At 71.2% G+C, this 11995-nt stretch carries 6 protein-coding genes; 5 read left to right on the forward strand and 1 reads right to left on the reverse strand.

Annotated features, from left to right (window positions below):
- The first annotated feature begins 8 nt into the window (after window positions 1–8).
- From G495_RS0100110 to G495_RS0100125, 4 genes are all read left to right on the forward strand, one after another.
- Window positions 9–1037 carry an ABC transporter ATP-binding protein gene (locus G495_RS0100110; protein ID WP_028586131.1) on the forward strand — a complete coding sequence of 343 codons (1029 nt, stop codon included), beginning with the start codon at window positions 9–11 and terminating at the stop codon, window positions 1035–1037.
- 14 nt (window positions 1038–1051) lie between these two features.
- The gene (locus tag G495_RS22695; RefSeq protein ID WP_084457643.1) at window positions 1052–2923 is read left to right on the forward strand and encodes a GIY-YIG nuclease family protein; all 1872 of its coding nucleotides are present in this window, start codon (window positions 1052–1054) and stop codon (window positions 2921–2923) included.
- A gap of 138 nt (window positions 2924–3061) precedes the next feature.
- On the forward strand, window positions 3062–5542 hold the full coding sequence (locus G495_RS16760; RefSeq protein ID WP_035250327.1) for a c-type heme family protein: 2481 nt from the start codon (window positions 3062–3064) through the stop codon (window positions 5540–5542).
- A complete protein-coding gene (locus G495_RS0100125; protein ID WP_028586132.1) occupies window positions 5539–6933 on the forward strand; it encodes a sigma-54-dependent transcriptional regulator in 1395 nt (464 codons plus the stop codon). Before G495_RS16760 ends, G495_RS0100125 begins: the two co-directional genes overlap by 4 nt.
- A gap of 101 nt (window positions 6934–7034) precedes the next feature.
- Here G495_RS0100125 and G495_RS20015 read toward each other — a convergent pair whose 3' ends face one another.
- Window positions 7035–9656 carry an EAL domain-containing protein gene (locus G495_RS20015; RefSeq protein WP_051444904.1) on the reverse strand — a complete coding sequence of 874 codons (2622 nt, stop codon included), beginning with the start codon at window positions 9654–9656 and terminating at the stop codon, window positions 7035–7037.
- Between the two features lie 441 nt (window positions 9657–10097).
- On the opposite strand from G495_RS20015, the gene G495_RS0100135 reads away from it, so the two are divergent.
- Entirely contained in the window at window positions 10098–11810 is a 1713-nt protein-coding gene (locus G495_RS0100135) for a glutamine--tRNA ligase/YqeY domain fusion protein (protein ID WP_051444905.1), read from the forward strand.
- Window positions 11811–11995: the final 185 nt, after the last annotated feature.

The raw sequence follows: 11995 nt of genomic DNA on the forward strand, positions 1-11995 counted from the left end.
CCCAGGACGTGAAAGTGGAACCCGCAAACACCGCACACCTGCTCGAGGTCCGCAACCTCGTCAAGCATTTCGACATCTCCGGCGGGCTGCTCGAACAGCTGACCCTGGACGGCGGCCGCGTGACCCGCAGGCGGACCGTGGTGCGCGCCGTCAACGATGTGTCCCTGGCCATCCTGCCCGGCGAGACGCTCTCGGTGGTCGGCGAGTCGGGCTGCGGCAAGTCCACCCTGGCCCGGGCCGTCATGGGCCTGTATCCGCCGACCTCCGGCGAGGTGCGCTACGAGGGCGCGCGCATCGACCAGCTGGATTCCCGGGCCATGATGCCCTACCGGCGCAAGATGCAGATGGTCTTTCAGGACCCCTACGCCTCCCTCAACCCGCGCATGACCGTGCGCCAGATCCTGGAGGAGCCGCTGCGCTTCCACCACCCCGGCCAGACCGACGCCGCCGTGCGCGACAAGGTGGCCGAGGTCATGCGCCAGGTGGGCGTGCGTCCCGGCTGGGCCGACAACTACCCCCACGAATTCTCCGGCGGCCAGCGCCAGCGCATCTCCATCGCCCGCGCCCTGATGGTCGATCCGGCCTTCATCGTGGCCGACGAGCCCATCGCCGCCCTGGACGTGTCCATCCAGGCCCAGATCCTGAACCTGCTCATGGACGCCCAGGACCAGCGCGGCCTGACCTACCTGTTCATCAGCCACGACCTGTCGGTGGTGCGCCACATCTCCACCCGCGTGGCGGTGATGTACCTGGGCTGCCTGTGCGAGCTGGCGCCCACGGACCCGCTCTTCGACGCGCCCCTGCACCCGTACACCCAGGCCCTGCTTTCGGCCATCCCCCGGCTCGGGGGCACGGCCAGCGGGCATATCCGGCTCACCGGCGACGTGCCCACGCCCATCAACCTGCCCCCCGGGTGCGTGTTCCATGGCCGTTGCCGCCATGCGGACCCGCGCTGCCGCGAGGAGGTGCCCGCCCTGCGCGAGCCCGCCCCGGGCCGCTTCGTGGCCTGCCACGCCGTGGAGGAGGGGCGCATCTGACGCCAAAGGCCATCATGGACGATACGAAACTGCCCTGGCATGTCTACCTGCTGACCTGCGCCGACGGAACGCTGTACTGCGGCGTGACCAACGATCTCACGCGCCGCCTGGCCGAGCACAACGCGGGCACCGGCGCCAAGTACACCCGCTCGCGCCTGCCCGTGGCCCTTACGGCCAGCGCACCCTTTGCCGACCGCTCGGCGGCCCAGGCCGCCGAGGCCGTGGTCAAGGCCCGCCCGCGCGCCAGCAAGGTGGACTACCTGCTGGCCCTGGCCGCCGCGCCGCGCTTCGGCCAGCCCGACCCGGCCCAGGCCGCGCCCGAAAAGAAGCCCCGCTCCGCCAGGGCCCCCAGGGGCAAGGCCCCCGACGCGCCACAGGCCGGGGGCCGGACGGCCAAACCCGAGGCCGCAGCCGAGGCGCAGGCGCCCGGCGCGCCGCAGCCCGGGGCCGCAGCCGCGCCAAAGCCCAAGGCCGGGGGCCGGAAGGCCGCCCCCAAGACGCCCGCAGCCCAGCCCACGGCCACCCCGGCGCCCGAGGCCGCAGCGGCCAAGGCCCCCAAGGGTGGCGCCCGGCCCCGCGAGGCCATGCCCGAGGCCCAGCCCGCGCCCCGGGGCAAGGGCCGCGCCGCCGCGCCCAAGGCTGCGCCCCAGGCCCAGGCGCCCGCCAGCGCCCCGGCGCCCGAGGGCGCCGCCGGGCCCAAAACCAGGGGCAAGGGCCAACAGGCCGCCGCCCCGGCCCCCGAGGCCCGGCCCGCCGCCCGGGCCAAAACGTCCGCTCCGGCCCCGGCCTCCGAGGCTGCCGCGCCCGCAGCCAAGGGCAAAGGCGGAGCCAAGGCCGCCAGCGCCCCGGCTTCCGGCGCGCCTGCCTCGGCGCCCCGGGCCAGAGGCCGGGCCGCCGCCAGCACCTCGGCGCCCGAAGGCGAGGCCCCGGCGCCCCGGGCCAAGGGCAGGGGAGCGACCAGGGGCGAAGCCCCGGCTCCGGCGCCCAAAGCCAGGGCCCAGGGCGAAGCCCCGGCCCCCCGGGCCAAGGGCGGCGCGGCCCAGGGCGAGGCCCCGGCCCGGGAGCCCCGGCCCAAGGCGAAGCAGGCCCCCAAGGCCCGGCCCGCCGAGGCAGCGCCCCAGGCCGCGCCCGTGGTCTGCCTGCCCCCGCGCGACCTGCTGGACCGCCGCCTGGCCCCGCGCCGCGCGGTGGCCGACGTGGAGCCCCTGCGCGGCAAGATCACCAAGGAAGACATCGGCCTGCTGCCCCTGGGCGCCTGGTGCGGCGAGATCGTCATCGTGGACACGCCGCGCGCCGCCGAGGCCGCCGCCCGCGACATGCGCGCCGAGACCGTGCTCGGCTTCGACACCGAAAGCCGCCCGGCCTTCATGAAGGGCCGCTACTACCTGCCCTCGCTGATCCAGATGGCCACCACCGAGACGGTGTACATCTACATGCTCGGGCGCCTGGCCTTCCCGGACAGCCTGATGGCCATTTTCGAGGACCCGAGCATCATCAAGACCGGCGTGGCCGTGCGCGACGACGTGAAGGACCTGCAACGCATCACGCCCTTCGCCGCCCGGGGCTTCATCGACCTGGGCGTGGTCGCCCTGTACCACAAGCTGGACACCCACGGCCTGCGCAACCTGGCGGCCAAGTTCCTGGGCATCCGCATCTCCAAGGCCGCGCGCTGCACCAACTGGGCCAACCCCCGGCTGACCCCGGCCCAGATCAACTACGCCGCCACCGACGCCTGGATCAGCCGCGAGCTGTTCCTGGCCATGGACCGCGAGGGGCTCATCGACCCCGCGCGCGACTACGACAACGGCAACGGCGTGCCCGAGCAGGCCAAGGACAGCAAGACCCGGGCCCGCGTCCGGCGCGGGGGGCGCTCCCGCCGCCGCTGAGCCGGGCCGGTCCCTCCCTGCCAACTCAAGTTTGCACCTGCCGCCAAGTGGTTGCAGGGCAAGGGTTTCCCCTTGCCCGCCGCCGCCGCTGTGCTACAGTGGCAGCGCCCGGCGCCGCCCCGCCGGGCAGGAGCCTGCATGCGCGTATCCCGACCCAAGACCATCCAGACCAAGTTCCTCATGGGCCTGGCGGCCATCGCCCTGGGCGGCGGCCTGCTGTTCTCCCTGGGGCTGTACGTCCACCTGCGCGGGCTGCTGGAGTCCGAGGTGGCCGACAAGGCCGAGATGGTCCTGGACCAGGTGGAGGCCGTGCGCCGCTATGTGCGCGACACCCTGCGCCCGGCCATGTACGAGGTGCTGCCCGCCCACGAATTCGTCATCGAGGCCATGAGCACCTCCTACGTGTCGCGCAAGGTCATGGAGCAGACCGACCTGTCCACGGCCCAGGTCAACTACCGCCGCGTGGCCGTGGGCGCACGCAATCCGCGCTTCGAGGCCGACGACCGCGAGCTGGCGCTCATCGAACACTTCCGCGCCAACCCCGACCAGGAGCGCCTGTCGCGTTTCGAGAAGATCGACGGCGTGGAATACTACATCACCGCCAAGCCCGTGCGCTACGTGGCCGAGTGCATGAACTGCCACGGCGACCCCGACGCCGCGCCCACGGTGCTGCTGGAGCGCTACGGCTCCGGGCGCGGCTTCGGCCACGAGCTGGACTCCCTGGCCGGGGTCACCTCCGTGGCCCTGCCCGTGCACAGCGCGCTGACGCGCATCCGCGGCGCCACCCTGGGCTTCGTGCTGCTGTCGGTTTTCGGCACGCTGCTGTGCTTCGGCGTGGTCAACATGCTGTTCAACCGCGTGGTGGTCTTCAACCTGCGCCGCGTGCTCGACGTGTTTCCCCTCTACTTCAAGGAGCAGGCCCAGAGCCCGATCCTCTCGCGGGTGAACAACCTGGGCGACATGGACGAGGGCGACGAGATCGACGAGATCATGCACGCCGTGGAGGAGATGGCCAGGACCCTGGCCAGCGCCCGCCAGGAGCTGGAACACTACGCCCACAACCTGCGGCGCATGGTGGACGAGCGCACCAAGGACCTCTCCCTGGAGGCCATGGAGCGCAGAAGCGACGTGCTGCTCTTCGTCTCGCTGCTCGACGCCCTGAAGACCTCCCAGACCCGGCGCGAGCTCATCGAAACGGCCCTGCCCAGCATCGGCACGCGCTACGGCGCCTCGCGCGCGGCGTTCATCTGCACAGTGTCCTCGCAGAACTTCTTCTCCTGGCCGGAAAAGGACCGCCGCCCCGACCTGCCTGCGGACTGGGGCCGCGTGGTGGCCGAGGCCCGGCCCGTGATGACCCACGACACCGCGCTCATCCCCGTGCAGCCTTCGGACTCGGCCCTGGAAGGCTACCTGTGCCTGTACTGGGACGCCGAGGCCGAGACCGAGCCCGGCCAGATGCGCGACGTGCTCATCGCCCTGGGCCGCCAGATGGGCATCGCCATGGAGAACCTGAACGCCCTGGACACCCTGCTGCGCCAGAACACCATGCTCGAATCCATCTTCGAGGGCATCGCCGACCCGCTGCTGCTCATGGACGGCTCGTGCAGCGTGATCATGGCCAACGAGGCCGCCCGCCAGCTCGCCGCCGACGAGAACACCTCCGTGTCCGCCGGAGACGGGCTGCTGGCCCGGATGCTGGGCATCGACCCCGCCTCGGGCGAGGGCTGCCCCCTGCGCCGGGTGCTGCTCCAGGGACGCCCCGCGTCCTACGAGGCCACCCTGCCCGGGCCGCGTTCCTTCGCCCTGAGCATCTACCCGCTGCCCGGCTCCCAGGGCCGGGGCGGGCGGGTGGTCGTCTACGCCCGCGAGAACACCGCCGAGAAGCGGATGCTCGAAAGCATCCAGCAGAGCGAGAAGCTCGTCACCGTGGGCAAGCTCGCCGCCGGGCTGGCCCACGAGATCAACAACCCCCTGGGCATCATCCTGTGCTACGCCGAGCTGTTGCGCGCGGCGGCGGACTCGGACCAGCAGCGCGCCGACGTGGACGTGATCATCCGCCACACCAAGCGCGCCCAGCGCGTGATGCAGGACCTGCTCAACTTCGCCCGTCCGCGCGGTGGCGGCCACGGCCCCTGCGACCCGGTGAGCGTCGTCGCCGTGCTGGCCGACGTGTTCTCGCTCCAGGCCCAGAAGGCGGGCGCGACCCTGGAGACCGCCCTGCCGCCGGACCTGCCCCAGCTGGCCATCTCCGCCGAGGCCCTGGAGCAGACCGTGGGCAACCTCTTGCTCAACGCCCTGGACGCCGTGTCGCAGGACCCCGCCGCCCCCGGGCGCATCACCATCGGCGCCAGCCACGACCCCCAGACCGGCACCGTGACCATCACCACCGCCGACAACGGCCCGGGCATCGCCCCCGAGCACCTGCGGCGCATCTTCGACCCCTTCTTCACCACCAAGGAGGTGGGCAAGGGCACCGGCCTGGGCCTGGCCGTGGCCTACGGCCTGGTGCAGCAGGCCGGGGGCAGCATCGAGGCCGCCAGCGACGGTGGCGCCGTGTTCACCCTGACCCTGCCCGTGGCCGCCCCCGCCGCCCCCGCCGCCCCAGGAGACGCTCCATGACCACGCCCCAGGAGACCATCCTCATCGTCGATGACCAGGCCGTGTTCGCCCAGGGCCTGGCCCGGCTGCTGGACACGGAGTTCCCCGGCGTGCACAGCGTGGTGGCCACCAGCGGCCAGCAGGCCCTGGACATCCTGGCCGCCCGGCCTGTGGCGCTGATGCTTTCCGACCTGCGCATGCCCGGCCTGTCGGGCATGGAGCTGCTGGCCCGCGCCCTGGAGGCCGAGCCCGCCCTGTCCGTGGTCATGATCACCGGCTACGGGTCCATCGAGACCGCCGTGGAGGCCCTGAAGGCCGGGGCCTACGATTTCCTGACCAAGCCCGTGGACCGCGAGAGCCTGGTGCGCGTGGCGGCCAAGGGCCTGGAGCGCGCCCGGCTGCTGGGCGAGAACCGCCGCCTGCGCGCCCTGGTGGCCCAGGCCGGGTCCTTGCAGACCCTGCTGGGCCGCTCCCAGGCCATGAACCGCCTGCGCGAGTCCATCGCCGCCGTGGCCGCCAGCGACTACACCGTGCTCATCGGCGGCGAGTCGGGCACCGGCAAGGAGATGGTCGCGCGCACCATCCACAACTCCTCGCCGCGCGCGGCCCAGGCCCTGGTCAGCGTCAACTGCCCGGCCATCCCCGACCACCTGCTGGAATCCGAGCTGTTCGGCCACGTCAAGGGCGCCTTCACCGGCGCGGACCGCAACCGCAAGGGCCTGTTCCTGGCCGCCCACGGCGGCACCCTGCTGCTGGACGAGATCGGCGACATCCCCATGAACGTGCAGACCAAGCTGCTGCGCGTGCTCCAGGAGCGCGAGGTCCGGCCCGTGGGCGCCAACGAGAGCACCCCCGTGGACGTGCGCATCCTGGCCTCCACCAACCAGAACCTCGAGGCCAAGATGCAGGCCGGGGCCTTCCGCGAAGACCTCTTCTACCGCCTGAACGTCCTGCATATCCACGTGCCGCCCCTGCGCCAGCGCGCCGACGACGTGCCGCTGCTGGCCCACCACTTCCTCACCGAGGCCTGCCGCGACATGGGTCTGCCGCCCAAGGACATCGCCCCCGAGGTCCTGGCCTTCCTGGCCGCGCGGCCCTGGCCCGGCAACGTCCGCGAGCTGCAGAACTTCATGCGCCGCCTGGCCGTCTTCGCGCGCACCGAAACCGTGGACCTGCCCCTGGCCCGGCTGGCCGACAGCAACGGCCCGGGCGACCCCGGCGACGACCACCTGCCGCCCTACAAGGACGCCAAGACCAAGATCCTCGACGACTTCACCCGCACCTATGTGCGCCAGCTCCTGGCCATCACCGAGGGCAACATCTCCCAGGCCGCGCGCATCTCGGGCCTGGAGCGCGTGTCGTTGCAGAAGATCCTGCGCCGCCTGGACATCGACGCCGAACGCTACCGCTAGCTGACGCCGGGCGCCAGCCGCAGGCCGCCAGCCCGCCGGGCGGCGGGGGCGGCTGCGTGCGCGGTATCGGCAGTGTGCCCGCGCCTTCTGGCGCGGCGGGGCTAGGCCGAGCGGGCCAGCAGGGCGTCGGCGGAGTCGGGGTCCAGCGGGTGGGAGAGGTAGAAGCCCTGCACGTTGTCGCAGTCCAGCCCGCGCAGCAGGGTCATCTGCTCGCGTTCCTCCACGCCCTCGGCCACCACGTCCAGGCCCATGCTCTTGGCCAGCACCACCACCGCGCGGACGATGGCCGTGTTCTCGGCGTTGCGGGCCATGTCGCAGATGAAGGAGCGGTCCACCTTGAGGGTGTCCACGGGGAACTTCTGGAGGTAGGACAGCGAAGAGTAGCCCGTGCCGAAGTCGTCGATGGACAGCTTGATGCCCAGGGTCTTGAGGCGGCGCAGCATGGACAGGGCGCCCTCGGCGTTGTCCATGATGGTCGATTCGGTGATCTCGAGCTTGAGGTGGTGCGGCGCCAGGTGCGATTCCTCAAGGATGCAGGTGATCTGCTCCACCAGGCTCTGCTGCGAGAACTGCCGGGGCGAGAGGTTCACGGACATGTGCAGGTGGTCCTGCCCGGGGTAGCGGGCCAGCCAGCGGGCCATGGTCTCGCAGGCCTTGCGCAGGATGATCAGGCCCAGGTCGATGATATGCCCCGAGTCCTCGGCCACGGGGATGAACAGCCCCGGGGAGAGCACCCCGCGCTGGGGGTGGTTCCAGCGCACCAGGGCCTCGAAGCCGATGAGCCGGTCGTCGCGCAGGTTGACGATGGGCTGGTATTGCAGGAAAAACTCGTCGCGCTCGATGCCCCGGCGCAGGTCGCGCTCCATGGTCATGGCCTCCACCGCGAGCTGGAACATGCGCGGGTTGAAGACCTTCATCCGGTTGCCCCCGGCGCGGATGGCGTGGTGCATGGCGATGTTGGCGTTTTGCAGCACCGCCTCGGGGGACAGGTCCGGCATGGGGGAGAGCACGATGCCCATGCTCACGGTGATGCGGATCTCCTGGTCGCCCAGGTGGAAGGGCTCGGCCAGCACCTGGCGGATGCGCTTGGCCACGCCGATGGCCTCGCGCGGGGAGACCAGCTCGTCGAAGACGATGACGTACTCGTCGCCCGCGTAGCGCGACACGGTGTCCAGGCTGCGCACGCAGCGCAAGAGCCGGTAGCTGACCTCGCGCAGCAGGGCGTCGCCCATCTGGTGGCCCAGGCTGTCGTTGACCACGCGGAAGCGGTCGATGTCCAGGAAGGCCAGGGCGTAGAAGTGGTCGTCGCGGCGCTTGGAGCGCTCCATGGTCTGGCGGATGCGGTCCAGGCACAGGGAGCGGTTGGCCAGCCCGGTGAGCGAGTCGTGCAGGCTCTCGTAGCGCAGCTGCTTTTCCATGGTCTTCTGGTCGGTGATGTCGCGCATGCTGCAGCGCAGGCCAAGGCAGGAGCCGTCGTCGTCGGTCACGGCCTGGCTGACCACCGAGAGCCAATGCATGCGCCCGTCCTCGCGGAAGATGCGGAAATCCATGCTCTCCCCGGCGCTGCTGCACGGGTCGGCCACGAATTCGCGCCACAGGGGCAGGTCGTCGCGGTGGATGATGTGCTCCATGAGGTAGGGGTCGCTCATGAAGGCCTCGGGCGGGTAGCCGGTGATGCGCTGGCACGAGGGCGAGACGTAGATGAGCGTGCCGTCGGGCGCGCGCCAGGTCTCCATGTTGAAGGCCGAGTCGGACACCGTGCGGTAGCGCTTCTCCGACACGCGCAGGGCCTGCTCCATGCGCTTGCGCTCGATGGCCATGGCCACCTGCTCGGAGATGGCCGTCATCAGATGGACCTCGCGCTGGCCGTAGTGGTCGGGGTCGCTGTAGTCCTGCACGGCCATGGCGCCGATGGTCTTGCCCTCGACCACCAGGGGCACGCCGAGCCAGATTTCCGCCGCCGTGCCCACCACACCCGAGGCGCCCGGGCGGCCCTTGGCGAACAGGGTCGCCAGCTCGTCCTTGCGCACCAGCAGCGGCTTGCCCGAGCGGATGACCCACAGGGTCAGGCTCTGGGTGGCGGGGTCGGAGATGCCCTCGATGGCGTAGGCCGCGCGGTCCACCGTGTCCTCGAAGTAGGGGAAGATCAGGCGGTCGCGCTCCTCGTCCACCAGGGCGATGAAGAAGTTCGTGGCGTCGATCACGTCGCGCAGGATGGCGTGGATGGCGGCGTAGAGGTCGGGCAGGTCGCGGGTGACGTGCACCGTGTTGGAGATGCGGTAGAGCACGGTGAGCAGGGTTTCGCTGCGGCGGTGGGCCTGCTCGGCCAGGCGGGTGGGCGTCACGTCCTCGAACAGGCCCAGGGCCAGGGCCGGGGCGCCGTCGCCCCCGGGCAGCGGCGAAAACGAGGCCCGCAGCCAGCGGTCCGCCCCGGCGCAGCGCAGCGGCACCTCGCCGGCCCAGGGCCGCTCCCCGCCTACGACCTCGCGCAGCAGGGCCCCGGCGTCGCCCAGGGGCGTGCGGGTGAAATCGAAGTCGCCCAGGCCCCCGGGGGCCTGGGTGCGCAGGGCCGGGCTGGCGTAGCGCGTGGTGCCCGTGGCGTCCACCAGCAGGGCCATGGCCGGGCCCTGCTCGAAGGCGGCGGCCAGCAGGTCCGCGCAGGGGCAAAGGCCCGGCGTGGTGGCGGGTTCGAGGGGGGATGCTGTGCGCCGCTTGCGGGTCATCGGTCCATCCAGAGAGTGGCGGTTCCGTCCAGGAGCGGGTGCACAGGCCGGGCTGTGGGAAGCCTGGAGGCTTCCAGCATGCCAGAGCCCTGGTTCCTGTTGCCGGGCTGGCCTGTCCATCCGTGGGCTTGTGTCAGAACATCATCAAGCCTGCATTGCCCAATGCACGCGTCACTGCCTTTCGCCGTACCGCATTCGCAAGGAATAATCCATAGTTGTTTTTGTCCAGGTCAAAGCATACCTGGGCGGGAGGGCAAGGGAGGCAGGCGGCCAGCCTGCCCCGCCGCCGCCTGCCCAGGAAGGGTTTGACCGCCTGTGCCGATTTCCGTATGCCCTTTTCCTGCCCCCGTGCGCCTCTGGCGCGGCGCGGGGTTTCGTGGCATAGTGCCCGGCGGCGCCAGCGTGCGCCCCATGCCCGACCACACACGAGGTACTCCCCCCATGGCCGCAGACAAGACCATCGCCCCCGCCACGGACCCCGGCGCCGAGGCCGCCGCCCCCCGCCACTTCATCCGCCAGATCATCGACCAGCACCTGGCCGACGGCACCTGGGACCATGTGGCCACCCGCTTCCCCCCCGAGCCCAACGGCTACCTGCACATCGGCCACGCCAAGTCCATCTGCCTCAACTTCGGGCTGGCCCGGGAATACGGCGGCATCTGCAACCTGCGCTTCGACGACACCAACCCGACCAAGGAAGAGGTCGAGTACGTGGAGTCCATCCGCGAGGATGTGCAGTGGATGGGCTTCCAGTGGACCAACAACTTCTTCGCCTCGGACTACTTCGAGCAGCTCTACGGCTTCGCCGCGCGGCTCATCGAAATGGGCAAGGCCTACGTGGACGAGCAGACCGCCGAGCAGATCCGCGAAAATCGCGGCACCCTGACCCGCCCCGGCACCCCCAGCCCCTGGCGCGACCGCCCTGCGGCCGAAAGCCTGGACCTCTTCGCCCGCATGCGCGCCGGGGAGTTCCCCGACGGCCACTGCGTGCTGCGCGCCAGGATCGACATGGCCCACCCCAACGTCGTGCTGCGCGACCCGACCCTGTACCGCATCCGCCACGCGCACCACCACCGCACCGGCAGCGCCTGGTGCATCTACCCCATGTACGACTTCGCGCACTGCCTCTCCGACGCCATCGAGGGCATCACGCACTCCATCTGCACCCTGGAGTTCGAGAACAACCGCGCGCTGTACGACTGGGTGCTCGATACCCTGGGCTTCGACCCCCGCCCGCGCCAGTACGAGTTCGCGCGCCTGAACATCACCGGCACCGTGCTCTCCAAACGCCGCCTGATCCAGCTCGTCCAGGAAGGCCACGTGCGCGGCTGGGACGACCCGCGCATGCCGACCATCAGCGGCTTCCGCCGCCGGGGCTACACCCCCGAGGCCATCCGCGACTTCTGCGAGCGCATCGGCGTGGCCAAGGCCGACAGCACCGTGGACTTCGCCCTGCTCGAACACTGCCTGCGCGAGGACCTGAACACCCGCGCCCCGCGCGTCATGGGCGTGCTCAACCCCCTGAAGGTCGTCATCGAGAACTACCCCGAAGGCCAGGTCGAGACATTCGACATGGCCTACCACCCCGAAGACCCGGCCATGGGCTCGCGCACGGTGCCCTTCTCGCGCGAACTGTGGATCGAACGCGAAGACTTCATGGAAGACCCGCCCAAGAAATTCTTCCGCCTGGCGCCCGGCGCCGAGGTCCGCCTGCGCTACGCCTACTACGTGACCTGCACCGGCGTGGTGAAAAACGAGGCGGGCGAAATCACCGAACTGCGCTGCACCTACGACCCGCAGACCAAGGGCGGCTGGTCCCAGGACGGCCGCAAGGTCAAGGGCACCCTGCACTGGGTCAGCGCCGCCCACGCCGTGCCCGCCGAGGTCCGGCTCTACGACCGCCTGTTTTCCACCGACAACCCCATGGACGTGCCCGAAGGCGGCGACTTCAAGGACAACCTCAACCCCGAGTCGCTGACCGTGGTCCGCGCCCTGCTGGAACCGGGGCTGGCCGACGCCGCGCCCGGCCTGCGCTGCCAGTTCGAGCGCATGGGCTACTTCTGCGCCGACCCCGACTCCGCCCCGGGCGCCCCGGTCTTCAACCGCACCGCCACCCTGCGCGACACCTGGGCCAAGATCGCCCAGAAGGGCTAGCCCCCAGGGGCTGCCGGGTTGCCGGGGCGCTGCCCCGGACCCCGCCAGGGGGCGCTGCCCCCTGGACCCCCGCCAGGGGCCAAGGGCCCCTGGACCCCATACGCCGGCGCGGGCCGGGCGACAGGAAGCCGCCCGGCCCGCGCCGGAGGTTTTTGCGGAGAACATGGGGGACGGCGTGAGCGGCC

It is taken from the genome of Desulfocurvus vexinensis DSM 17965 (assembly GCF_000519125.1).
GTDB classification, from domain to species: Bacteria; Desulfobacterota; Desulfovibrionia; order Desulfovibrionales; family Desulfovibrionaceae; genus Desulfocurvus; species Desulfocurvus vexinensis.

Coding starts and splice junctions, on each gene's coding strand:
- G495_RS16760 (WP_035250327.1), top strand. CDS start 3,062: ATGCGCGTATCCCGACCCAAGACCATCCAGACCAAGTTCCTCATGGGC.
- G495_RS22695 (WP_084457643.1), top strand. CDS start 1,052: ATGGACGATACGAAACTGCCCTGGCATGTCTACCTGCTGACCTGCGCC.
- G495_RS0100125 (WP_028586132.1), top strand. CDS start 5,539: ATGACCACGCCCCAGGAGACCATCCTCATCGTCGATGACCAGGCCGTG.
- G495_RS0100135 (WP_051444905.1), top strand. CDS start 10,098: ATGGCCGCAGACAAGACCATCGCCCCCGCCACGGACCCCGGCGCCGAG.
- G495_RS20015 (WP_051444904.1), bottom strand. CDS start 9,656: ATGACCCGCAAGCGGCGCACAGCATCCCCCCTCGAACCCGCCACCACG.